Raw genomic sequence first — 22,355 nt, 5'->3', positions numbered from 1 at the left:
GTTCGTTCGCCGTTTTTTCTCTGGGCAGCTTCCTCTCGATTGGAAATCCGGGATGGCCGCTGCTTTGTTTGAGTATGCCCAAATTTATGGAAGGCGTATGTATAATTTTGGATAATCAACACTCGTGCAATGATGCGATAGTATGATTATTGCAATACATATACATGTATATGTATAATACAGCGTGTATATGTGTACCCGTGGTGCTAGTTGAGCGTCAACGCTCCACTAGCCCAAGAACAACGAGAGAATGGGCCAATAAAATGCCATCAAGCGCTGTTTCAAATCCAGAAACCGAATTGGCACGAATTTCCGTAATCCGAAATGAATCCACTAAAACCGAGAACGCAGTTTCGACGATTTTGCGTTTTTGCTTCATCCATTGTTTCCATTTTTTTGATTGCGCAACTCGTTGATTTTTCCGAGCAGGCGTCCAAAAAGCGATTTTGTATTCATCGTATAGTTTCTTTTGCAAGGCTTGGCTCACATATCCTTTGTCGCCAAGTGTATACGGATGAGGAAGTTGGGCCATCACGGTTTCCGCAGCTGTCCGGTCGTGGCAGGATGCTTCGGTCAGGACATATCCCATCGGAAGCGCTTGGTCGGTAATCTGAAGATGAAGCTTAAATCCATAGTAAGCCATCTTTTTGGATGCACAATACCCAATATCTGCGATTCCTTGAAATCGTTTGACGCGATACATTCGTGCGTGGTGGCAGAGTTCAATGGGTAAGCTATCCACCACCGCATAAGCGTGATGTTGTCCACGTTTGGCGATGATGTATAAAATTTTGTGTAAAGCATTTTGCTAGAACAAAAGAAAAAAGGTAGGGTATTCTCTGATTTGGACCACAACACATTCCAGAGAAAGGAGTACCCTACCTATGTCTAAAAGAAGTATACCGAATGTCGACTGGGCAAATCAACTGGAAAATGCCATTCGTCAGTTTGTAAAAGAAAAATTAGAACTGATTATGCGGGAAGAAATCAAAAATTTCCTCGAAATCGAACAGGCTGGAACGCCGAATATGAGAAACGGCTACTATCAGCGAAATCTAGATACACAATATGGCCGGATTGAGGGTCTTTTGGTTCCAAGAGACCGAAACGGGGAATTTCAAACACAGTTGTTTGCCCCTTACCAACGGCACACGGGCTGGCTGGAGGAAGCAATCATTAGGATGTACCAAAGTGGCATGAGCACGCGTGAAATTGGCAAGTTTATCGAACGAATTCTAGGAAGCACCTATTCTCCTGCGACGATCAGCCGGATTACCGATGTCGTGAAGGAAGACATCGAGAAATGGCACGCTCGTCCACTACACCAGCGTTATTCGGTCTTATATTTGGACGGCTTGTACGTGAAACTTCGCCGGGATACGGTAGAGAAAGAAGTTATTTATGTGGTATTGGGGGTGAACGAAGAAGGGTATCGTGAAATTCTTGATTTCTTCGTAGGAGGACAAGAAAGCGCCTATGTATGGCAGGAGATTCTCCAACAGCTCTACAAAAGAGGCGTCAAGGAAGTGCTTCTTGGCGTCTTCGATGGCCTTCCGGGGTTGGAGGAAGCCTTTAAGGCGGTGTATCCGAAAGCCGATGTGCAGCGCTGTGTCGTGCACAAAGTCCGCAACACCCTCAGCCGTGTTCGGAAAAAAGATCAATTCGAAATGGCGGAGGACCTGAAACTCATTTATCGTTCTCCGAATAAAGAAATCGCATTGGAGATGTTTCAACAGTTTCAATCCAAATGGTCTCACAAATACCCAAGGGAAGTCCAATCTTGGGCCAATGAGTTGGATGTCCTCCTTACATTTATGGATTATCCAAGCAGTATTCGAAGTGTGATTTATACGACCAATGCCATCGAACGAACGATCAAGGAAATTCGGAAACGTCTCAAACCCATGAACAGCTTGAGTAGCTTAGAAGCCGCTGAAAAAGTCGTATATTTGACGATACAGGACTTTAACGAGAAATGGGCAGGGCGAAAGTTGCGAGGATTTGCCGAAGCGCAAGAAGCCCTTCAACGAATGTTCGAAGAACGTTATTGTTAACCAAATATTGTAAATAAACAAAATAAGGGGATTTTCCCTTTCCACACAAGAGACTGAATATTCAGTCTCTTGTGTGAAGGAAACCGGTTCCCTATCCATTCCAAATCCATTTCAGAGATACCCTATCTATCTTACATTACACAAAATTCTTGACGGTACCCGGCGGCCTGGGGCATAAAGATATTGTGACCACCCTACAAACATATTCGCACATTTTGGACGAGATGGAACAAAAAGAATCCCGGCAGGTCGACCTCGCGATGGAGGAGCTCTACCATGCAAAATAGTCGTGCAAAATTCGTACAAAATTTTTTCGGATTCTATCGTTTTTTTCGGGATTCCCAAAAAATGAAAAACGACCGCAAACGCGGTCGTATCAAGGGATTTGGGAATCTCAATCCGAACTTGTCGGATCGTTGGAACGCCCTCGGCAGGATTCGAACCCACGCTAAGAGAACCGGAATCTCTCGTGCTATCCACTACACTACGAGGGCATGGAAGTTCATGATTTCTCTATTTCGTTCCGTCGCATGTTCTATTATAGCAGGATCGTGCAAAAATGCAAGGGGAAAATGCAATAAAAAAACAGGAAAAATTAGGCCTTTGTTCCTTCCACATCAATGTCACCGCCACAGGCAACTGGTTAAAAAAATAAAAAAGCGGTTATGATGAAAAGAGGGATGTTCCCGCTAGCCGCGAATATGTTATAAAGAATGGGGAAGGTCGTTTTGTTTGACCTTCATTGACCATTCGTGTATGATGAAGGCGTACATATTGATCCATTAGGATGGAAAAGGAGGCGTTTTTGATGTATTTGATTCCGACTGTCATCGAACAGACGAACCGTGGGGAGCGGGCGTACGACATTTATTCGCGCTTATTGAAAGACCGAATCGTGTTCCTTGGCAGCCCGATCGACGACCAAGTGGCCAACTCGATCGTGTCGCAGCTGTTGTTTTTGGCGGCGGAAGACCCGGACAAAGATATTTCCTTGTACATCAACAGCCCGGGCGGCTCGATCACAGCTGGCCTGGCGATTTACGACACGATGCAGTTCATCAAACCGGACGTATCGACAATTTGCATCGGCATGGCCGCTTCCATGGGGGCGTTTTTGCTTGCCGCCGGTGCGAAAGGGAAACGGTTCGCCTTGCCAAACAGTGAAATCATGATCCACCAACCGCTCGGCGGCGCCCAAGGGCAAGCGACGGAAATCGAAATCGCAGCGAAGCGCATTTTGTTCTTGCGCGACAAATTGAACCGCATTTTATCGGAAAACACCGGCCAGCCGATCGAAGTGATCGAGCGCGATACGGACCGCGACAACTTTATGACCGCGCAAAAAGCGATGGAATACGGCATCATTGACCGCGTGCTGACGCGCGCTGATGAAAAATAAGGCATGCACACGTTGGCAGAACCGCTATAGAGCTGCGCCTGCACCGACATTGACGAAAAAAGGCTGCTTCCGACAAAAACGGAGCAGCCTTTTCCATTCCTTTCCCCGCCAGCCCCACACGCTGCTTTACTTTTCCTTTTGCACATAGGCGGCGAGCTTTTCGATCGCTTCTTGCTCATCCGGACCGTCGGCAATGAGCGTGATCACCGCTCCATGGCCGATGGCGAGGCTCATCAAGCCCATAATGCTTTTCGCGTTGACCCGTTTTCCGTCTTTTTCCAAAAACACATCAGCGGAAAAACGGTTCGCTTCTTGGACAAACAACGCCGCCGGGCGCGCCTGCAGCCCGGTTTTTAATTTCACTTCCACTTGTTTTTCCACCATTCTCCATCTCCCCTTTACAGCGATTTATGGAAATCGACCGGCTTTCCAGCCCGCAGCCGCTCCGCGATCTCATCAATTTTGCGCAGCCGGTGGTTGATGCCGGATTTGCTGATTTTTCCACCGGCAACCATCTCCCCGAGCTCTTTCAGCGTCACGTCTTGATGCTCGATGCGAAGTTTCGCGATTTCCCGCAGCTTGGCCGGCAGTGAATCAAGGCCGATCGTCTCGTCGATGTAGCGGATGTTCTCCACCTGGCGAAGCGCAGCGCCGATCGTTTTGTTCAAATTGGCGGTTTCGCAATTGACAAGCCGGTTGACCGAGTTGCGCATATCGCGGACGATGCGAATGTCCTCAAAGCGGAGCAGCGCTTGATGGGCGCCGATGATGTTCAAAAACTCGGCGATTTTTTCCGCCTCTTTTAAATACGTAATAAACCCCTTTTTCCGTTCCAACGTTTTCGCATTTAAAAAAAAGTGGCTGTTCATCAATTCGCATAACGCCCGGTTATGCTCCTCATACAGCGAAAAAATCTCCAAATGGTAGGACGACGTCTCCGGGTTGTTGACCGAACCGCCGGCCAAAAACGCGCCGCGCAAATACGAGCGCTTGCAGCATTTTTTCTTGACGAGCTCCGGGGAAATGTCATGGATGAGCGAAAAATCGCCGTTGACAATGTGAAGTTCACGAAGCAAAGAAGCCGCACCGTCGGTCACGCGGACGATGTAGACGTTGTTTTTTTTCAAGCGCATTTTCTTGCGGACAAACAGCTCGACGGCGACATCGTAGCCCTTTTTCAATAACGTATAAATGCGCCGAGCGATCGCCGCATTTTCCGTCTGGACATCGATGGCCATTCGCCCGCCGGAAAACGACAGTGAACCGTTCATGCGCAAAAGCGCCGACAGCTCCGCGCGCAAGCAGCAAGGCTTCACCTCTAAATGGGTCAATTCCTTTTTCGTTTCCGATGCAAAAGACACGATCGCTCCACCTCCATTCGTTCCCCGCATCCGGCCGGTTGGAGGTGCCTGACTTTCGGCGCGGCCATCGGGAGCATCACCGCCCATAATGGCGCTTTGCGGCCTACTCGGGTCCCGCCTTTAACGGTGAGGGAGAAGCCCGAGAAGAAGGGCGGCGACTTTCGCCGTATTATGGCGAATGACCCCATCCTCGTACGTGACAATATCGTCGCGGATGACTTGCAACGAAAGCCCGCTACTGTCGTCACGCACCGGCTCGGCCCGCTCCGCCTCGTAGCGGCGGCGGATCGCTTCCGGGATCGCTCCGCTGTTGATGATCACCGCGTCCAAAAACGGGCCGCCAAGATGAGCATGAAGCGCCTCCACATGGTCGCTCACCGTATAGTGCGGCGTCTCGCCGGCCTGAGTCATAATGTTGCATATATATACTTTTTTCGCCTTCGCCTTGCATACTTCCTGCCCGATTTTCGGCACGAGCAAGTTCGGCAAAATGCTTGTGTACAGACTCCCCGGGCCGATGACAATCAAGTCGGCGCCGCGGATGGCGGCGGTCGTCTCCGGCAACGGTTCAATATCTTCCGGGGTTAAAAACACCCTCTTAATTTTTTTCCCCGCGCCAGGAATTTTCGACTCGCCCGAAACAATGGTACCATCTTCCATTTCCGCGTGCAACACGACGCTTTTGTTCGCCGCCGGCAACACTTGGCCGCGCACGTTCAACACTTTGCTCATTTCGCGGATCGCCTTCACAAAATCGCCGGTGATCGATGTGAGCGCCGCCAAAATCAAATTGCCGAGCGAGTGTCCCGATAAGCCGTTGCCGTTTTGAAAACGGTGTTGAAACAGCTCAACAATAAGCGGTTCGACATCAGACAGCGCGGCGAGCACGTTGCGCACATCCCCAGGCGGCGGGATGTGCAGTTCATCCCGGAGCCGCCCGGAACTCCCCCCGTCATCGGCGACGGTGACGATAGCCGTCAAGTCAAGATCGTGCTGTTTCAGACCCCGAAGCAGGACGGGAAGCCCAGTGCCGCCGCCGATGACGACGATCTTCGCTGCTCGTTTGTCTCTCATCGATGCGCTTCCTTTCTCCTCTCCATGTCCCGGTGCGAGACAACCGTTTTATAATCGGCGGAAAAATGGCGGGCGATATGCTCAGCGAGCGCCACGGAACGATGCTGACCGCCCGTGCAGCCGATGGCGATCACCAGCTGGCTTTTTCCTTCGCGCTGGTAATACGGCAGCATAAACGCCAGCAAATCAATCAGCTTTTCCAAAAACTTTTGCGTTTCTCCCCATTTGAGCACATATGACGCCACTTCCTCATCGAGCCCGGTTTTCGGCCGCATATGCTCAATGTAGTGCGGGTTCGGCAAAAAGCGGACATCAAACACCAAGTCAGCGTCAATCGGGATGCCGTATTTAAATCCAAACGACATAACGTTGACCGTAAAGCCGGACTGGGCGTGCGATGAAAACTGGCGGACGATTTTCTCCCGCAGTTCGCGCGGCTTGAGCCCAGTCGTGTCATAAACGATTTGCGCCCGCCCTTTGAGCTCCTCAAGCAGTTTCCGCTCCAGGCGGATGCCTTCAAGCGGCGGCTCATTCGGCGCGAGCGGATGCGTCCGCCGCGTTTCTTTATAGCGGGCCACAAGCGTCGAGTCTTGCGCATCCAAAAACAAAATTTGCGGCATAATCCACGCCTGCCCGGCCAACTCATCGAGCGCGGCAAACAAGTGGTCGAAAAAGTCGCGGCTGCGCAAATCCATGACGAGCGCGACTTTATTCATTTTATTCCCGGACTCTTTCACAAGCTCCAAAAACTTCGGCAACAGCGTCGGCGGCAAGTTGTCGACGCAAAAAAAGCCGAGGTCTTCAAAGCTTTGGATCGCCACCGTTTTGCCCGCCCCGGACATGCCGGTGATGATGACGAGTTGAATCGGTTGCTGCGCCCCGTGTTTCCCCATTTTTCTGCTCCCCTTCCGCTAACTTGGATCAAGACGATATGAAAGCAGCTCAAACTCCTCCGTATATACAAACGTTCCGTACATGACCCCTTCGCCTTTGACAGCGTATTCTAAAATATGGTAGTCTCCTGGGGCCATCGGCAACGTGGACAGCGCTTCAACCTCATGCCAAGCGAGCGTCCCTTCTTCGGAAGACGGCACGTTTTCGCCGATGAAGTCGTCGGCGAAAAACGTAAACATCATCCACTCCGACACCGTTTCATTCCCGTTTTTCATCACGATCGTAAAAACGCCCTTGAGCCTCGGATTTTTCAAATAAATGCCCGTCTCTTCCCGGTATTCACGAATGCAAGCTTCACGCACCGTTTCACCGGGCTCCATTTTGCCGCCTGGGGCGACCCACCACCCGCGCTTTGGTTTTTGCAAAAGCAACACGCGGCCGTCTTTATATAGTACGCAATTCGTTACCCGTTGCAAGTCGTTCCCCCCAACTGTTGCGCGCATCTCATTATTTTTATTTTACCATAAATGGCTAGGCCGCTCCACCTTCAAACCGTTGGAAAACGCCCGTCTGTCAAAACGCCGGCGGCCTTCCCGCACTCCGCCCGGCCAACGCCTTTCGCGCCCAGCGAGCGCCAGACAAAAAAAGACGCGGACAAATGCCCGCGCCAAAAAGGATCTATATAAAAGGGGGTCAATTACTTACTTATAGCATACGACAAATGTGTTGCGCCCGTGTTACAGATGGGTTAAATAACCATTACGATTTGATTGCGATTTGGTTACCGGATCAGCTGACTCCTTGCTTATTGAGCTTTTCTTTCAGTTCCTCAACGTAATGCTGGGCGCTTTGCGCGGCGATGCTGCCGTCGCCGGTAGCCGTCACGATTTGCCGGAGCGTTTTTTCCCGCACATCACCGGCGGCGAAAATGCCCGGCACTTTCGTCTCCATCTTTTCGTTCGTGACGATATAGCCGTTTTCATTCGTGATGCCAAGATTGGCAAACGGCTTCGAGAGCGGCACCATCCCGATGTAAATGAAAACGCCGTCGCACGGAAATTCGCGTTCCTCGCCTGTTTGCGTATGCACAAGCGTCACGCTGCCGACTTTTCCGTCCTTTTCGTTGATTTGTTTCACCGTATGGTTCCAGATGAAATCAATTTTTTCATTGGCGAACGCCCGGTCTTGCAAAATTTTTTGCGCCCGCAGCTTGTCGCGGCGGTGAACGATCGTCACTTTATTGGCAAACCGCGTCAAATAAACGCCCTCTTCGACCGCCGAGTCGCCCCCACCCACGACGACCAAATCTTTTCCTTTGAAAAACGCCCCGTCGCACACCGCACAGTACGAAACGCCGCGGCCGCCGAGCTCCGCTTCACCCGGTACACCGAGTTTTTTATATTCCGCTCCGGTGGCGATGATGACCGCGCGGGCCTTGTACTCTTTATCGCCGACGATGACCGTTTTGTACGCCTCGCCGTCGATGATTTCTTTCACATCGCCGTATGCGTACTCCGCGCCGAATTTTTTCGCATGCTCAAACATTTTCGCCGCCAATTCCGGGCCTAAAATCGTTTCAAAGCCGGGATAGTTCTCGACTTCCTCAGTGTTGACCATCTGCCCGCCCGGAACGCCGCGCTCGATCATCAGCGTCGACAAATTGGCGCGCGATGTATAGACAGCCGCCGTCAGCCCAGCCGGCCCGGCTCCGGCAATAATGACATCGTAAATTTTTTCGTCTGCCACACCGTCCACTCCCTCGCTTGAGAATCATTCCATTTTCATCGTATAGAAGTCGATTCGCCCTGTCTATTGATTTGCTCATGTATAGAGCCGGCGCGCTTTTTGCACGTATTTTTGCACCGTCGACGCCGACACGCCGTATTTGGCCGCCATCTCTCTTTGCGTCACACGCTCTCCTTGCTGTCGGCGCCACATGTATTCAATCGCCGCCGCCCACGCCGCTCCGTTCGCAAACCGTTCGCCATCGGCCAGCGGATGGACGGCAATCGCAAACGCAAAGCGGCAGAGTGCTTCCTTTTCTTCATTATTTGCCGAAAGCGCATCGACCATGCGGCCGACGTTCCCCGCCCGGGCGGACGAGCCGTCGGTCAAGCCAAATAAAAACGAGTCGATGAATGGACGCAAGCGCGGGTCAGACGGCAACAAGCGGCAGACCGCCAGCGACATGGCCGTTTCCTCCGCTTGCTTCGAGCGGCTGAACAAATATAAGCCGTACAACTGGTCAGCCAATCCTTCCTGCTCAATCCAGCGGATGATGCGGGCAAACGCTTCGTCGAACGACGGAACAGCCCACGGCTCCTCGCCGCGCTTTTCCGGATGAAACACGAGAAACTCTTCCCACATGTTCCGAGCGAGCGATTCATGCCCCGTATGGTAGGCGGTGCAGGCGAGCCAGTAGTAAAACGGCCCGTCGCCGCGAAAGCCGCTTTTGTACAGGCGGTGCAGCCAGCGGAACGCCAAATCGAACCGCCCGACAAGCGCGAACGTCGCCCCGAGCTTGTATTGATGCTCATGGAAAAACGGATAAAGCCCGGCGAGCGTCCGGCAAAGGGAAGAGACTTGCTCCTGATCATGCAAGTAATACGCGAAAACGAGCGCATTGCAAAGCGCATGCAAATTGCCGGGATCGCGTTTGAGCACTTCACGCACTTTCTGTTTCGCTTTGTCGACATCGCCGCTGTAAAAATAAGCAAGCGCCAAATTGTTATGCGCCGACCAAACGTCCGGATAGCGCACGACGAGCGCTTCAAGCGCTTCAATCGCTTCCGCAAACCGCTCCTCCTCAAGCAAACGGCGGGCCCGATCCTCCAGCACCATCAGCTGCTCCTCTTCTTCCGTCCATTCCGAGCCATCGAGCCGAAGCAGCTCAAGCAAGTCAGCAGCATCGTCGGCAAACTCTCCGGCCGGCTCATGCGCCAAATAACGTTCCGCGTATTGCCTTGCTTCACGAAACAAGCCGAGGCAGGCGAAATTGTTCGCCAAAAAATACAAACAGTCGTACATCGTTTCGTCCAAATCATGGATAATTTTGAACAGCCATTGATTGGAAAATTGATATTCACCAAGCTCCGACAGCACAAGGGCAAGCTGCAAGGCGAATGAGGCGTCGCGCTCATCCAAACGGACGGCGCGCTCAAAATATTTCCTCGCCTTTTCCAAATCGCCTCGGTCGTATGCTTTCATTCCTTTTTTAAAAAAGTAATCTCCGCTTTGGATGAACGGTACAATCGTCGCTTTTCGTGATGATCGCTTCAGTTGTTTTCCCATTCTGTCCTCCGTCGTCCGTAAAATTCGTCGAACAACAGTATACCATATCGGCGGCGAAAACAAGCAAGAAACTTTAGGAATGCGGTTTTTCCGTGCAAAAAAGGAACGCCGGCGCGATGGCAGACGTTCCTTTTTCTCACCTAACCATCTTGTTATTTTTTGTCGCTCGCTTCCACCTTTTGCGCGTGCCGCTCGGCAAGCGTCGCAAGCACCGCGTCAAGCGGCAGCTTTTGTTCGCGCAACAGCACAAGCAAATGGTACAACAAGTCGGCCGCTTCCCATTTCAATTCGTCATGGCTCCGGTTTTTCGCCGCGATGATGACTTCCGCCGCTTCTTCGCCGACTTTCTTCAAAATTTTATCGACGCCTTTTTCAAACAAGTACGTCGTGTACGACCCTTCCGGCCGTTCGGCGTCGCGCTGGGCGATGATCTGTTCCAACTCGTTCAAAATGGCAAACCGGTCGGCCGCCGGCGTGCGCGCCGCGCCGTCCAGCGAGCGGGAAAAACAGGAATACGACCCGGTATGGCAAGCCGGGCCGGCCGGCTCGACGAGAACGAGCAGGGCGTCGGCGTCGCAGTCGTAGCGGATGTCGACAACGCGCTGCACGTTTCCAGATGTCGCCCCTTTATGCCATAGTTCTTGGCGCGAGCGGCTGTAAAACCATGTTTCTCCGGTCTCCAGCGTTTTTTTAAGCGACTCTTTGTTCATATAGGCAAGCGTGAGCACTTCCTTGCTTTGCGCATCTTGGACGATGGCAGGTACAAGCCCTTTTTCATCAAAGCGAATGTCCGCCGTCATCGCACGTTCACCCCTTTTTCTTTCAAGTACGCTTTCACTTGTCCGACTGACGTTTCTTTGTAATGGAAAATCGATGCCGCGAGCGCCGCGTCTGCTTTCCCTTTTTCGAACGCTTCGAGGAAATGCTCCGCCTTGCCGGCGCCGCCCGAGGCGATGACCGGAATCGGGACCGCTTCGCTCACCCGCCGCGTCAACTCAATATCAAAACCGTTTTTGCCGCCGTCCGCGTCCATGCTCGTCAGCAAAATCTCCCCGGCGCCAAGACGGACCGCTTCCTGCGCCCAAGCGACGACTTCCCAGTTCGTGGCGTTGCGGCCGCCGTGCGTATAGACGCGCCATGAACCAAGCGTTTCATCGTATTTCGCGTCAATGGCGACGACGATGCATTGCGAGCCGAAAAAGTCCGCCCCTTCGGTGATCAAGGTCGGATGGAGCACCGCGGCGGTGTTGAGCGACACTTTGTCGGCCCCGGCGCGAAGCATCCGCTTCATATCCTCAAGCGAGTGGATGCCGCCGCCGACCGTAAACGGAATCGCTAGCTGGGCGGCGACGCGCTCGACGACATCGACCATCGTTTTCCGCCCTTCATGGGAAGCGGAAATGTCCAAAAACACGAGCTCGTCCGCCCCTTGCTCATCGTACGCCTTCGCGAGCTCCACCGGATCGCCGGCATCGCGCAGCTGGACAAATTGTACTCCTTTGACGACGCGCCCGTCTTTCACATCGAGGCACGGGATGATGCGCTTCGTGATCATCGCTCGTTCACCGCCTTGAGCGCTTCCGCGAGCGTAAACTGATTCGTATAAAGCGCCTTGCCGACGATCGCGCCGCCGATGCCTTGTCCAGCATATTGGCAGAGCGCGCGCAAATCGTCAAGCGAGCTGACGCCGCCAGAAGCGATCACTTCTTTTCCCGTCGCCTCGGCCAACCGGACCGCGGCGGCGATGTTCGGGCCCGACAGCGTGCCATCGGTCGCAATATCGGTGAAAATAAACGTCTCCGCCCCCGCCTCAGCGAGCATCCGCCCGAGCTCTTCCGCCTTGACGTTCGACGTCGCAAGCCACCCTTCCGTCGCCACGAAGCCGTCGCGGGCGTCAATGCCAATCACGATGCGGCGGCCGTATTTTTGGAGCATCTTTTTCACAAACGGCGGGTCGGAAATGGCCGCACTTCCTAAAATGACGCGGGCGACCCCATTTTCTAAATAATGCACGATATCCTCTTCCGTCCGGATGCCGCCGCCCACTTGCACATGGACGGAAAGACGACGGGCCGCTTCAATGACAAACCGGTCGTTGACGCGGCGCCCTTCTTTCGCTCCGTCCAAATCGACCATATGAATCCACTCCGCCCCTTGAGCGGCGAATTGCTCGGCCATCGCGACCGGCGAATCGCCGTACACCGTTTCTTTGTTGTAATCGCCTTGCAGCAGGCGGACGCACTTGCCGCCGCGCATATCGATCGCCGGATAAATCGTAAACGCCGCCATCAGCCGTTCCCCCTTCCCGTGGCGATGCCGACATAATTGTTCAAGATGCTCATGCCGACCGCACCGCTTTTTTCCGGATGAAACTGTGTGCCAAACACACAGCCGCGCCCGACGACCGCCGGAACATCAACGTCATATTCACTGCTCGCGAGCACGACGTCCTCATCCCCTGGAATGACATAATACGAATGGACAAAATAGACATGCCCTTCCTCGACGCCACGAAGGAGCGGCGACGGACGATGAAAGCGGAGCCGGTTCCAGCCCATGTGCGGCACTTTGTATGGCTCGCCGGTTTTCGTGACGCCCGGAAAGCGGACGACGCGGCCGCGAAGCAAGCCAAGCCCTTTTGTCGGCCCGTTTTCTTCGCTTTCGTCAAACAACAGCTGCATCCCTAAACAAATGCCGAGCAGCGGCGTGCCGTTTTCAACCGCCGAACGGATGAAAGCAGCTAGGCCTGTCTCATTTAAAATGTGCATCGCATCGCGAAACGAGCCGACACCGGGCAAAATCAGCCCGCGCGCCTGCTCGAGCTCCTCTTTGTCGCCGCTTAGGACATACGGACAGCCGAGCCGCTCGAGCGCTTTGCTGACGCTGTATAAGTTGCCCATGCCATAGTCGATGATCCCGATCATCGTCATCCCATTCCTTTCTTCCCTGATCCATGCCCATCCCCTTGTTCAATGAACAACGGTATGGCGGCATGCTTTTTTACGGCGCTCCTTCCATGTGCAAACCTCTCCTTGGCATCCGGTCGCCTTTCCTGCATCCATGGAGCTTTTCCCGCAGGAAGCGCTGCCTCGATCCGACCGCCTTTCCTGCGCCTGCGGAACTCTTTCCCCACGGGGGGCGCCCCACTCCATCGGCTACAGCATCCCTTTTGTCGACGGAACGCCTTTGACGCGCGGGTCGATCATCGTTGCTTCATCGAGCGCCCGCCCGAGCGCCTTAAACACCGCTTCGACCATATGGTGCGTATTGCGCCCGTAATGGACGATGACATGCAAGTTCATCCGCGCTTCAAGCGCCAGTTTCCATAAAAACTCATGCACGAGTTCGACATCAAACGCGCCGACTTTCGCTGCCGGAAACTCGCCGCGAAACTCAAAATGCGGGCGATTGCTCAAGTCGATCACAACTTGCGCCAAGGCGTCATCCATCGGCACAAACGCGTTGCCGTACCGCTTGATTCCTTTTTTGTCGCCAAGCGCTTCCTTGATCGCCTGCCCGAGGCAAATGCCGATGTCTTCCGTCGTATGGTGGTCGTCAATATGCGTGTCGCCTTTGGCCTCAATGTGCAAATCGAACTGGCCGTGCTTGGCGAACAAATCGAGCATATGGGTTAAAAACGGCACGCCCGTTTCCAGTTCCGCCTTCCCTTCGCCATCCAACGAAAGCGATAACTGAATGCTCGTCTCGTTCGTCGTTCTTGCGATCATCGCTTCCCTTGCCATCATTCATTCCCCTTTCTCGAGCCGCACCTCAATGGCGCGCGCGTGCGCCTCCAGCCCCTCGAGGCGGGCAAAGGCGGCGATTTTGTCGCCATGTTGTTTCAATGCGGTTTCACTGTAAACAATCACGCTTGATTTTTTCACAAACTCGTCAACGCTCAAGCCGCTTGAGAATCTGGCCGTGCCGTTGGTTGGCAGCACGTGGTTCGGCCCGGCGAAATAGTCGCCGACCGGCTCGGAGCTGAAGCGGCCGAAAAACATCGCTCCCGCATGGCGGAGCCGGCCGAAAAGCGAGAGCGGTTCTGCCGTCATCACTTCCAAATGCTCCGGCGCCAGTTCGTTCACGACATCCACCGCTTCCTCAAGCGTCTCGGTGACGTAAATGGCGCCGTAGTTCTCGAGCGCCGCTTGGGCAATGTCGCGGCGCGGCAGCGTTTCCAGCTGCCGTTCGACTTCGCTCGCCACCGCCAGCGCCAATTTCATCGACGGCGTCACCAAAATGGCCGACGCCCGCACGTCATGCTCGGCTTGCGACAACAAATCCGCCGCAATCTCATCCGGTCGGGCCGTTTCATCCGCCAGCACGACAATTTCGCTCGGCCCCGCGATCATGTCGATCGCCACATGCCCGAACACTTCCCGCTTCGCCAATGCCACATAAATATTGCCCGGCCCGAAAATTTTGTCAACCGGCCGGATCGTTTCCGTCCCATAAGCAAGCGCGGCGATCGCCTGCGCGCCGCCGACTTTGTAAATTTCCGTCACGCCGAGTTCATAGGCGGCGGCCAGCACCCCAGCCGGGAGCGTGCCGTCTTTGTTTGGCGGCGAGGTGATGACAATCCGTTTCACCCCCGCCACTTGTGCGGGAATAACGTTCATCAGCACAGACGACGGATAAGCGGCCGTCCCGCCTGGCACGTACAACCCGACCGCATCGAGCGGCGTCACCTTTTGTCCGAGAATTGTGCCGTCTTCTTTCGTCATCCACCATGATTCGCGCTTTTGCCGTTTGTGGTAGTCGCGAATGTTGGCCGCCGCTTGGCGAATGATCTCCAGCATCTCCGCATCCATCGCCGCATGCGCGCGCTTCATTTCCTCTTCCGTCACCTTGAGCGAATCCAGCTTGACGCCGTCAAACCGTTCCGTATATTCTTTCAGCGCCGCATCGCCACGCACCCGCACCGCGGCGATGATATCCAGCACCGCGCGCCGCTGCTCCTCCGTTCCGCTTTCAATCGTGCGCCGCAGCGAGACGCCGCCTCGGATCCGTTCGATTTTCATCGTTCGCTCCCCTTTCTGTGACGTCCATCGGTTTTCGTCCATTGGCAATCTGTATCGATGCAATTTGAAGCTTTACCATTTGCAGCTTTTACCGAGTATTTGATCGACTGTCGGGCGACCGAACAACGCCGCTTAAAGACCCATATATGGGTCTGTGAAGCAGGCGGTTGTTCGATCCTCCGTCAGTCGAAAATGGACAAACCGCTTTTCCGTCAAGGATATGTTAAAGTTCTTCGTTGCATCTATATGCTATTTTCCAACGGCGTTGTCAACGCCGCTCCGCCATTCCCGAATCTCCACCAACCCATTCTTCGGAAACCGCCCATTTCCGCTCTGTCACACCTTTTTTCCTACGGCTGGGGAATGACCGCCGCCAATCGGTCGACCAACCGTTCAATGTCCCCGCCGTTTAGCCGGTAGCTCGCCGGGTTGACAATCAGGCGCGACGTCACCTCGGCGATCCGTTCAAGTTCGACAAGCCCGTTTTCTCTGAGCGTCCGCCCCGTGGAAACGATGTCCACGATCCGGTCGGCAAGGCCGATCAGCGGGGCGAGTTCAATGGATCCGTTCAGGCGGATGATTTCGACTTGCTCGCCTTGCTCGCGAAAATACGTTGACGCGATGTTCGGGTATTTCGTCGCCACCCTTGGTGCGATTTCGTTCATCTTGGCGCCGGGCAGCCCGGCGACCGCCAAATGGCAGCGGCTGATGTGCAAATCGAGCAGTTCGTACACATCCCGTTCTTCTTCCATCAGCACGTCCTTGCCGGCAATGCCCAAATCCGCGACCCCATGCTCGACATAGGTGACGACATCCATCGGTTTCGCCAAAATAAAGCGCATGTTTTCCTCTGGCACATCAATGACGAGCTTGCGCGACTCGGTAAATTCCGGCGGCAGCGCATAATCCGCCCGCCGCAGCAACTCGACCGCCTCTTCAAAAATGCGCCCTTTTGGCATGGCAATCGTCAGCATCATTCTTCCTCCTTGCTCCTCATCATGTCAAATGCGGCGCTGGGCCTCGAGTACACCGCATGCTCTCCACCGCCATGGGCAGCCTTTCCCGTCCGTTCTTCGCATCCGCTCTGTCCCGCCAATCGCTGCCGTTTTCAACAGCGTCGATGACCAACCGGCGGCGCCTTCTCTGTTATGTTCACTGCCCATCGCGCCCGCTGCGGCCAAGCAAATACACGATCGACCGGTAGCGCTGGCTGTAGGCGTCAATATCACGAATGCCGGCAATGTGCTGCAAGACGACGCGCTTGCCTTCCGCCCGTTTCGCCTCGGCGAGCTCCACCGCTTCCGCCAGCCGCTCTTGGCTAAAGACGATGCACTCGATGTCATCGCGCACATCCGTTTCCCCAATCGCCTCAATCAACCGATCGACGCGCAACCCAAACCCCGTCGCCGGCGCCGGGCGCGAGAACTTCGCCAATAAATCATCATACCGCCCGCCGTTGCCGATCGGGAATCCAACCTGCTCGGCGTACACGTCAAACAAAATGCCAGTGTAATAGCTCATATGGCTGACAAGCGCCATATCGAGCTTCACCGCCTCGGCCACCCCATACGTCCGAAGCGCTGCCATGAGCGCCGCCAGCTCGTCGGACGCCCGCCGCCCCTCCTCGCTTGTGACGAGCGTTTTCGCCTGTTCGATCACGTCCGTTCCGCCGCGCAAGGAAAGAAGATCCAACAGCCGTTTTTGATCGATCGACGAAAGCGGCCACGACTTCACATGTTCACGGTAGCCGACGTAATTTTTCTCATATAAAAAACGGCGCAATACACTCGCCCGCTCCTCATTCCCTAAAATCTCCAAAAACAGTGCGTTCACATACCCGATATGGCCGATGGCCACCGAAAAGCGGCCCAACCCCACGCGCTTCAACAACGCGACCATTAAGCTGATGACTTCGGCGTCGGCGGCCACCGTGCCGTCGCCGATCAGCTCGACGCCGATCTGCTCAAACTCCGCCGGCCGGCCGCCCTCGCGCTGCTGGGCGCGGAACACGTTGGCATTGTACGCCAACCGGAGCGGATTGCCGTCGTCATACAACCGCGACGCCGCCACCCGGGCGATCGGCGCCGTCATATCGGGCCGCAATACGAGCGTATGCCCTTGCTGATCGAGGAGCTTAAACAGCCGATGATCGGCAATCGCCGACGCCGCCCCGACCGTTTCATAATACTCAAGCGTCGGCGTTTCGATAAACTCGTACCCCCAGCGCTCAATTTCTTCCGCCATCACCGAGCGCACTTGCTTTTTCAACTCATATAAAAACGGCAGCGTATCGCGCATGCCTAACGGTTTTTCAAACATGAACAGCTTTTTTGCCATGTCCCCACGCCCTTTATCAAAATGCTTTAGTTTGCTAATATGGTAGAGAAGTGAAGTTATTAGTAGTTTACTCCTTTGCGGCCACAGCGTCAAGGGGAAAACGCTTTGCCAATAACAAAACGGACAAGATCGCTTCAAAAACAAGAAGCGCTTCGTTCCACACGGCATAGGCGGTGATCTGCTTTCTAATAAAAATAGCGGTAGTCCATCTTGTCAAAATCCGCAATTCTCCTTTTTTGTTTCTTTCCTTTTTTCCTATTCCAAAATGGAAAACCGCCCCCGTTCAATCGGAAGGCGGTTCATTCCGGCGAACGATGCGCATCGGGCAGCCGGCGACCATCGCTCCGGGCGGGACGTCTTGATGAACGACCGTGCCGGCGGCGACCACGGCGCGGTCGCCGATCACCACACCAGGCAAAATGGTCGAGTTCGCGCCGATCATCACCTCATCGCCGATCACGACATCGCCGAGGCGGTATTCGTCAACCAAATATTCGTGGGCGAGAATCGTCGTGTTGTAGCCGATGACGCAGTTGCGGCCGATGCGGATTTTTTCAGGGAAGAGAATATCTGGCATGACCATAAAGGCGAGCGCGGTTTGCTCGCCGATGTTCATGCCGAGAAACGTGCGGTACAGCCAGCGTTTCAGCGGCAAAAACGGCGTGTAGCGCCCGATTTGAATGATGATGACGTTTTTCAGCACTTTCCAAAACGATACGGTGCGATACAATTGCCAGAGCGAGTTCGCCCCTTGGACAGGGTATTTTGTCGTTCGTCTCACCGGGAGAACGGATCCCCCTTTCATTCGTTGATGCCAACAATGGCCAACAAGTCGCTCATTTTTTCCAGCATATAGTCCGGTTCATATTGTTCCAAATATTGGCGGCCTTTAATCGCCCACGCGACGCCGGCTGTTTTGACGCCGGCGTTTTGGCCGGCCAACATGTCGTGGTAGTTGTCGCCGACCATGAGCGCTTCGTCCGGTGTTGACTGCAGCACCTCAAGCGCCTTGTAAATCGGCTCGGGGTCCGGCTTTGGCCGCGTGACGTCATCGAGGCCGATGACGCACGAGAAAAACGGCGCCAGCCGCGTTTTTCTTAACCCCATCAGGGCGGTGTCGTGCATTTTCGTCGTCACAACGCCAAGGCGGAAGCCATGGCGGTGGAGCGTTTCGATCGTTTCATACACGGTGTCAAACTCGCGAATCAGTTCGTCATGATGGGCGTGGTTGAACGTGCGGTACGTCTTCACCATCTCCTCGACCCGTTCCGGATCGAGCGAGCCGAACGTTTCATAGAGCGACGGGCCGATGAACGGCAAGACGTCCTCACGCCCGTAGCGGCCCGGATAATACTTCTCCAGCGTATGCAAAAACGACTGGATGATCAGCTCATTCGTATCAATCAACGTTCCGTCAAGGTCAAATAAAATCGTGCGAATCGTCATGATGCGGCTTCCTTTCTCATCGGGTGTTCAAAACGGCGCCAAAGGAACGCCACCGCCATCGTCAACAGCACAGCCGTAACGAGGCGAATGACCAACAACGGCCAGACCGGGATGCCGAGCGGAACGAAAATGAGCGTGTCTTCGACAACCGCATGGCAAGAAACGAGAAAAATAAACGCCAACGTCAAATCGCGCTTCGAGACGCCGTCTTCTTTCGCCGCCTGAATCATCACCCCCGCCCCATAAGCGAGGCCGAACACAAAACCGGCGGCAAGGGTGAGCGATGTGTTCGCGCTCATGCCGAGCATCTTGGTCGCTGGCGCCATCCAGCGCGAAAACGTCTCAATCCAGTGGCGTTCTTTCAACACTTGAATGATCGTCATCAATGGAATGACAATCGCAACCAGCTGGACGATGCCGGTCGCCGCTTTTTTCAGCGCCGCCAAGATGATCTCTCCCCAGCCGGACGGCGGGGCGGCTTCAGGCGAGACAAACCCATATTGAGCGAGTTCCTGCCCCCCATCCCATAGATGGGCGATCAACAAACCGGAGACAACGGCCAAGCCAATGCGCACGGCGAGCATGAGCCAAACGCTCATACCCGTCCGCGAAGCGACGGAAGACTCGACGATCAAGTTGTGAGAAAAGGAAAGCATGACAGCGAGAATGAGCACTTCTTTCACTGTAAACTCGATCGTCAGCATCGCCCCGATCGCGGCGTACAGCCCGAGCAAATTGCCGAGCACCAGCGGCACGGCCGCGTCGCCGGATAAGCCGAACCACTTCATCAGGGGAGTGACAAGGTCGATCAACCATGAAAATAAAGGGGTCGGCTGCAACAGCGCTAAAATGAGCGTCACTGGAAAAATGATTTTGCCGAGCGCCCATGACGTCTTCAGTCCGGCGATGACGCCGCGCTGCAATGTTCCTACCATATCTCCTCTCTCCTTCGCTTGTCTTCATGCCGCCGTGTGACCTTTTCACCACACGCCGCCTCTCTTTTTCCCTAGTCATCCGTCAACGGATAAGGACGGCTATTCGTCTTGATACCTTGCTTTTGCCCATCCTTTCGCCCGGCGCACGATCCACAGTGCGATCGACAACACGATCAGCGTCACGGATACGACTTGGGCCGCGCGCAGACTGCCGGCCAGCATCAAGCTGTCGGTGCGCATCCCTTCAATCCAAAAGCGGCCGACGGAATACCAAATCAAATAGGACAAAAACAGCTCGCCGCGCCGCAAATTGACGCGCCGCAGCCAAAGAAGCAAGAAAAAGCCGACGAGGTTCCAAAGGGACTCATATAAAAAAGTCGGATGCCAATAACGGCCGTCAATGTACATTTGATTGATGATCCAATCCGGCAAATGCAAATTTTCAAGAAACTGGCGCGACACAGGGCCGCCGTGCGCCTCTTGGTTCATAAAATTGCCCCAGCGCCCGATCGCCTGGCCTAAAATGATGCTTGGTGCGGCAATATCGGCGAGCTTCCAAAACGACAGCCCGCGCGCGCGGGCGAACACCGCGCCCGTCGCCACCGCGCCAATCAAACCGCCGTGAATGGCGAGGCCGCCTTGCCAAACTTTTGGAATCTCGGACAAATGCTTTGAATAATAGTGCCATTCAAACAGCACGTAGTACGCCCGCGCGCAGACAATGGCGATCGGCACGGCAAATAACACCAAATCGACAAACGTCTCTTTCGGCAAGCCGCGCCGCACTGCTTCGCGCGTCGCGAGCCATAGCCCAATCAACACACCGGTGCCGATAATGACCCCATACCAATAAATCGTAATAGGGCCAAGGTGCAAAAACACGCGGTCGAGCGGCTGAATCGTCGATTCCATCGTTTCCACCTCCTATGCTTCATGCCCAAACGAGATCCATTCCTTTGACGCAAGAAACATCAGTCGTAATCGTGCGCGCCGTCTTCGATGGCGTCGCTCAATCGCGCCGAAAACTCCTCAGCCGCGTTGACCCCGAGCCGCTTCAGCCGGAAGTTCATCGCCGCCACTTCGACGATGACCGCCAAGTTGCGCCCTGGGCGGACCGGAATCGTTAATTTCGGCAATTCGGTATCCAAAATTTTCACTTTCTCTTCTTCCAACCCGAGCCGATCGTACTGCTTCTCCGGATCCCAAAGCTCCAAGTCGACGACGAGCGAAATGCGCTTATGCGTCCGCACCGCCCCTGCGCCGAACAGCGTCATCATATTAATAATGCCGAGGCCGCGAATTTCAAGCAGATGCTCGATCAGCTCCGGCGCGCTGCCGACGAGCGTATCTTCATCTTCTTGGCGGATTTCCACACAGTCGTCGGCGACCAACCGATGGCCGCGTTTGACGAGCTCCAGCGCCGTTTCGCTTTTGCCGACGCCGCTTTTGCCCGTGATCAACACCCCGACGCCGTACACATCGACAAGCACCCCGTGCACCGCGGTGGTGGGGGCGAGCTTGCTTTCCAAATAGTTTGTCAATCGGCTTGACAGGCGGGTCGTTTTCATCGTCGAGCGCATGACCGGCACCGACTGGCGCTCAGACGCTTCGATCAGCTCCGGCGGCACTTCCAATCCACGCGAGACGATGATCCCTGGCGTAATGTCGGTGCAAAGCCGTTCCATCCGCGACTTTTTTTCTTCCGGCGTCAACGTTTCATAAAACGACAGCTCCGTCCGTCCGAGCAGCTGCAGACGCTCCGCCGGGTAATAGGCGAAATAGCCGGCCATTTCAATCCCCGGCCGCGACAAATCGCTTGTCGTAATCGGGCGGTAAATGCCCTCCGCGCCGCTGACGAGCTCGAGCTGGAACTGTTCAATGATGTCTTTCGTCCGCACTTTTGGCATACGTCGCCTTTCTCCCCTTTCTTCATCTTTTTCCATTGTAACACGTTTCGTTCCGCCATTGAATGGAAAACATCGGGGAAAACAAAACAGGGACGGCTCCCCCCGTCCCGATCAAGCCAAACACATCAAACCGAAACGATCTTCACCGCATCGTTTCTCCCATTGCAACCCCTTGCCGCATTTGCCATCTTTTCACACGATCACGGAAAACCATGGCGCCACCGGCCTTCCAATGGATCACGCCCCGTTACGACCGGTTGTGGAGCGGCTCGATCACCGCTTTTTGCACAAGCAAATGGAAAAACGACAAGACGATCGACGCAAGCAGCGCCGTGCCAAAGCCGCCGATTTGAAACGCATCGCCCATCAGCCCTGCAGTCATCATGAGCGTGATGGCGTTAATGACAAACAAAAACAAACCAAGCGTCAACACGGTCACCGGCAGCGTCAACAAGATGAGCACCGGGCGCACGACGGCGTTGAGCACCGCCAAAATCACGCTCGCCAAAAACGCCGCGCCGATGCCGCTGAAGTGAATATCGTCAAAATAGCCGTCAATCGCCATGAGCAACACCGTATTGATCAACACACCGATCAGCCAATTGAGCATCCCATCACCATCTTTATTCGAGTCTC

Annotated in this window: 24 protein-coding genes, 1 tRNA gene and 2 pseudogenes; 3 read left to right on the top strand and 24 right to left on the bottom strand. The window is 54.5% G+C overall.

What is annotated here, in order from left to right; genetic code table 11:
• Positions 1 to 217: 217 nt before the first annotated feature.
• Positions 218 to 778, bottom strand: a pseudogene (locus ETC02_RS07670) (IS982 family transposase); the annotation flags it as partial.
• Between the two features lie 106 nt (positions 779 to 884).
• On the opposite strand from ETC02_RS07670, the gene ETC02_RS07665 reads away from it, so the two are divergent.
• Together ETC02_RS07665 and ETC02_RS17680 are read left to right on the top strand one after the other, a co-directional pair.
• The gene (locus ETC02_RS07665; protein WP_008880572.1) at positions 885 to 2,054 is read left to right on the top strand and encodes an IS256 family transposase; all 1,170 of its coding nucleotides are present in this window, start codon (positions 885 to 887) and stop codon (positions 2,052 to 2,054) included.
• A 167-nt stretch (positions 2,055 to 2,221) separates the two neighbouring features.
• A pseudogene (locus ETC02_RS17680) lies at positions 2,222 to 2,341 on the top strand (site-specific integrase); the annotation flags it as partial.
• Between the two features lie 135 nt (positions 2,342 to 2,476).
• Here the strand turns inward: ETC02_RS17680 and ETC02_RS07660 are convergent.
• Positions 2,477 to 2,548 (bottom strand) — tRNA-Arg (locus tag ETC02_RS07660).
• Positions 2,549 to 2,862: 314 nt separating this feature from the next.
• On the opposite strand from ETC02_RS07660, the gene clpP reads away from it, so the two are divergent.
• Entirely contained in the window at positions 2,863 to 3,453 is a 591-nt protein-coding gene (gene clpP, locus ETC02_RS07655; RefSeq protein WP_011232532.1) for an ATP-dependent Clp endopeptidase proteolytic subunit ClpP, read from the top strand.
• A 126-nt stretch (positions 3,454 to 3,579) separates the two neighbouring features.
• Here clpP and ETC02_RS07650 read toward each other — a convergent pair whose 3' ends face one another.
• From ETC02_RS07650 to ETC02_RS07545, 22 genes are all read right to left on the bottom strand, one after another.
• A complete protein-coding gene (locus tag ETC02_RS07650; RefSeq protein WP_011232533.1) occupies positions 3,580 to 3,837 on the bottom strand; it encodes an HPr family phosphocarrier protein in 258 nt (85 codons plus the stop codon).
• A gap of 14 nt (positions 3,838 to 3,851) precedes the next feature.
• Entirely contained in the window at positions 3,852 to 4,814 is a 963-nt protein-coding gene (gene whiA, locus ETC02_RS07645) for a DNA-binding protein WhiA (protein WP_011232534.1), read from the bottom strand.
• Positions 4,815 to 4,934: 120 nt separating this feature from the next.
• Entirely contained in the window at positions 4,935 to 5,888 is a 954-nt protein-coding gene (locus ETC02_RS07640; protein WP_063211642.1) for a gluconeogenesis factor YvcK family protein, read from the bottom strand.
• On the bottom strand, positions 5,885 to 6,781 hold the full coding sequence (gene rapZ, locus ETC02_RS07635; protein WP_033012069.1) for an RNase adapter RapZ: 897 nt from the start codon (positions 6,779 to 6,781) through the stop codon (positions 5,885 to 5,887). Before rapZ ends, ETC02_RS07640 begins: the two co-directional genes overlap by 4 nt.
• An 18-nt stretch (positions 6,782 to 6,799) precedes the next feature.
• Positions 6,800 to 7,258 carry an NUDIX hydrolase gene (locus ETC02_RS07630; RefSeq protein WP_033012106.1) on the bottom strand — a complete coding sequence of 153 codons (459 nt, stop codon included), beginning with the start codon at positions 7,256 to 7,258 and terminating at the stop codon, positions 6,800 to 6,802.
• Between the two features lie 313 nt (positions 7,259 to 7,571).
• A complete protein-coding gene (trxB, locus tag ETC02_RS07625) occupies positions 7,572 to 8,528 on the bottom strand; it encodes a thioredoxin-disulfide reductase (RefSeq protein ID WP_011232538.1) in 957 nt (318 codons plus the stop codon).
• 75 nt (positions 8,529 to 8,603) lie between these two features.
• The gene (locus tag ETC02_RS07620; RefSeq protein ID WP_063211644.1) at positions 8,604 to 10,073 is read right to left on the bottom strand and encodes a tetratricopeptide repeat protein; all 1,470 of its coding nucleotides are present in this window, start codon (positions 10,071 to 10,073) and stop codon (positions 8,604 to 8,606) included.
• Positions 10,074 to 10,225: 152 nt separating this feature from the next.
• Positions 10,226 to 10,873: a bifunctional phosphoribosyl-AMP cyclohydrolase/phosphoribosyl-ATP diphosphatase HisIE gene (hisIE, locus tag ETC02_RS07615; RefSeq protein ID WP_014196726.1), complete on the bottom strand. Its 648-nt coding sequence runs from the start codon at positions 10,871 to 10,873 to the stop codon at positions 10,226 to 10,228.
• On the bottom strand, positions 10,870 to 11,628 hold the full coding sequence (gene hisF, locus ETC02_RS07610; protein ID WP_014196727.1) for an imidazole glycerol phosphate synthase subunit HisF: 759 nt from the start codon (positions 11,626 to 11,628) through the stop codon (positions 10,870 to 10,872). Before hisF ends, hisIE begins: the two co-directional genes overlap by 4 nt.
• Positions 11,625 to 12,362: a 1-(5-phosphoribosyl)-5-[(5-phosphoribosylamino)methylideneamino]imidazole-4-carboxamide isomerase gene (gene hisA, locus ETC02_RS07605; RefSeq protein WP_014196728.1), complete on the bottom strand. Its 738-nt coding sequence runs from the start codon at positions 12,360 to 12,362 to the stop codon at positions 11,625 to 11,627. The genes hisF and hisA overlap by 4 nt, the downstream gene beginning before the upstream one ends.
• Complete coding sequence (hisH, locus tag ETC02_RS07600) at positions 12,362 to 13,003, bottom strand: imidazole glycerol phosphate synthase subunit HisH (RefSeq protein WP_014196729.1); 642 nt, start codon at positions 13,001 to 13,003, stop codon at positions 12,362 to 12,364. The genes hisA and hisH overlap by 1 nt, the downstream gene beginning before the upstream one ends.
• 225 nt (positions 13,004 to 13,228) lie before the next feature.
• Positions 13,229 to 13,816, bottom strand: coding sequence for an imidazoleglycerol-phosphate dehydratase HisB (gene hisB / locus ETC02_RS07595; protein WP_011232544.1), 588 nt, complete (start codon positions 13,814 to 13,816; stop codon positions 13,229 to 13,231).
• 3 nt (positions 13,817 to 13,819) lie between these two features.
• Positions 13,820 to 15,094: a histidinol dehydrogenase gene (gene hisD, locus ETC02_RS07590; RefSeq protein WP_063211646.1), complete on the bottom strand. Its 1,275-nt coding sequence runs from the start codon at positions 15,092 to 15,094 to the stop codon at positions 13,820 to 13,822.
• Between the two features lie 350 nt (positions 15,095 to 15,444).
• Positions 15,445 to 16,068 (bottom strand): ATP phosphoribosyltransferase, encoded by a 624-nt coding sequence (hisG, locus tag ETC02_RS07585; protein ID WP_015375795.1) that lies wholly within the window; start codon positions 16,066 to 16,068, stop codon positions 15,445 to 15,447.
• 27 nt (positions 16,069 to 16,095) lie between these two features.
• Positions 16,096 to 16,257 carry a hypothetical protein gene (locus ETC02_RS07580; RefSeq protein ID WP_156484087.1) on the bottom strand — a complete coding sequence of 54 codons (162 nt, stop codon included), beginning with the start codon at positions 16,255 to 16,257 and terminating at the stop codon, positions 16,096 to 16,098.
• Positions 16,247 to 17,431, bottom strand: a complete 1,185-nt coding sequence (locus ETC02_RS07575; protein WP_063211648.1) for an ATP phosphoribosyltransferase regulatory subunit — start codon at positions 17,429 to 17,431, stop codon at positions 16,247 to 16,249. Before ETC02_RS07575 ends, ETC02_RS07580 begins: the two co-directional genes overlap by 11 nt.
• Positions 17,432 to 17,714: 283 nt before the next feature.
• A complete protein-coding gene (locus tag ETC02_RS07570) occupies positions 17,715 to 18,212 on the bottom strand; it encodes an acyltransferase (protein ID WP_063211650.1) in 498 nt (165 codons plus the stop codon).
• Between the two features lie 20 nt (positions 18,213 to 18,232).
• Entirely contained in the window at positions 18,233 to 18,877 is a 645-nt protein-coding gene (gene ppaX / locus ETC02_RS07565; RefSeq protein ID WP_063211859.1) for a pyrophosphatase PpaX, read from the bottom strand.
• The gene (locus tag ETC02_RS07560) at positions 18,874 to 19,812 is read right to left on the bottom strand and encodes a nucleoside recognition domain-containing protein (RefSeq protein WP_063211861.1); all 939 of its coding nucleotides are present in this window, start codon (positions 19,810 to 19,812) and stop codon (positions 18,874 to 18,876) included. Before ETC02_RS07560 ends, ppaX begins: the two co-directional genes overlap by 4 nt.
• Positions 19,813 to 19,911: 99 nt before the next feature.
• Positions 19,912 to 20,724, bottom strand: coding sequence for a prolipoprotein diacylglyceryl transferase (lgt, locus tag ETC02_RS07555; protein ID WP_011232551.1), 813 nt, complete (start codon positions 20,722 to 20,724; stop codon positions 19,912 to 19,914).
• 59 nt (positions 20,725 to 20,783) lie between these two features.
• On the bottom strand, positions 20,784 to 21,719 hold the full coding sequence (gene hprK, locus ETC02_RS07550; RefSeq protein WP_011232552.1) for an HPr(Ser) kinase/phosphatase: 936 nt from the start codon (positions 21,717 to 21,719) through the stop codon (positions 20,784 to 20,786).
• A gap of 247 nt (positions 21,720 to 21,966) precedes the next feature.
• Positions 21,967 to 22,329 (bottom strand): phage holin family protein, encoded by a 363-nt coding sequence (locus tag ETC02_RS07545; protein ID WP_033015030.1) that lies wholly within the window; start codon positions 22,327 to 22,329, stop codon positions 21,967 to 21,969.
• Between the last annotated feature and the right edge of the window lie 26 nt (positions 22,330 to 22,355).

It is taken from the genome of Geobacillus sp. DSP4a, from assembly GCF_013096875.1.
Lineage (GTDB): Bacteria > Bacillota > Bacilli > Bacillales > Anoxybacillaceae > Geobacillus > Geobacillus thermophilus.
This window is presented reverse-complemented; position numbering and strand designations above follow the sequence as displayed.

Excerpts from the sequence above, each read along its gene's own strand:
- ETC02_RS07665 (WP_008880572.1), top strand. The coding sequence starts at position 885 with ATGTCTAAAAGAAGTATACCGAATGTCGACTGGGCAAATCAACTGGAA.
- clpP (WP_011232532.1), top strand. The coding sequence starts at position 2,863 with ATGTATTTGATTCCGACTGTCATCGAACAGACGAACCGTGGGGAGCGG.
- ETC02_RS07650 (WP_011232533.1), bottom strand. The coding sequence starts at position 3,837 with ATGGTGGAAAAACAAGTGGAAGTGAAATTAAAAACCGGGCTGCAGGCG.
- ETC02_RS07640 (WP_063211642.1), bottom strand. The coding sequence starts at position 5,888 with ATGAGAGACAAACGAGCAGCGAAGATCGTCGTCATCGGCGGCGGCACT.
- rapZ (WP_033012069.1), bottom strand. The coding sequence starts at position 6,781 with ATGGGGAAACACGGGGCGCAGCAACCGATTCAACTCGTCATCATCACC.
- ETC02_RS07620 (WP_063211644.1), bottom strand. The coding sequence starts at position 10,073 with ATGGGAAAACAACTGAAGCGATCATCACGAAAAGCGACGATTGTACCG.
- hisIE (WP_014196726.1), bottom strand. The coding sequence starts at position 10,873 with ATGACGGCGGACATTCGCTTTGATGAAAAAGGGCTTGTACCTGCCATC.
- hisF (WP_014196727.1), bottom strand. The coding sequence starts at position 11,628 with ATGATCACGAAGCGCATCATCCCGTGCCTCGATGTGAAAGACGGGCGC.
- hisA (WP_014196728.1), bottom strand. The coding sequence starts at position 12,362 with ATGGCGGCGTTTACGATTTATCCGGCGATCGATATGCGCGGCGGCAAG.
- hisH (WP_014196729.1), bottom strand. The coding sequence starts at position 13,003 with ATGACGATGATCGGGATCATCGACTATGGCATGGGCAACTTATACAGC.
- hisB (WP_011232544.1), bottom strand. The coding sequence starts at position 13,816 with ATGGCAAGGGAAGCGATGATCGCAAGAACGACGAACGAGACGAGCATT.
- hisD (WP_063211646.1), bottom strand. The coding sequence starts at position 15,094 with ATGAAAATCGAACGGATCCGAGGCGGCGTCTCGCTGCGGCGCACGATT.
- hisG (WP_015375795.1), bottom strand. The coding sequence starts at position 16,068 with ATGCTGACGATTGCCATGCCAAAAGGGCGCATTTTTGAAGAGGCGGTC.
- ETC02_RS07580 (WP_156484087.1), bottom strand. The coding sequence starts at position 16,257 with ATGGGCAGTGAACATAACAGAGAAGGCGCCGCCGGTTGGTCATCGACG.
- ETC02_RS07575 (WP_063211648.1), bottom strand. The coding sequence starts at position 17,431 with ATGGCAAAAAAGCTGTTCATGTTTGAAAAACCGTTAGGCATGCGCGAT.
- ppaX (WP_063211859.1), bottom strand. The coding sequence starts at position 18,877 with ATGACGATTCGCACGATTTTATTTGACCTTGACGGAACGTTGATTGAT.
- ETC02_RS07560 (WP_063211861.1), bottom strand. The coding sequence starts at position 19,812 with ATGGTAGGAACATTGCAGCGCGGCGTCATCGCCGGACTGAAGACGTCA.
- lgt (WP_011232551.1), bottom strand. The coding sequence starts at position 20,724 with ATGGAATCGACGATTCAGCCGCTCGACCGCGTGTTTTTGCACCTTGGC.
- hprK (WP_011232552.1), bottom strand. The coding sequence starts at position 21,719 with ATGCCAAAAGTGCGGACGAAAGACATCATTGAACAGTTCCAGCTCGAG.
- ETC02_RS07545 (WP_033015030.1), bottom strand. The coding sequence starts at position 22,329 with ATGCTCAATTGGCTGATCGGTGTGTTGATCAATACGGTGTTGCTCATG.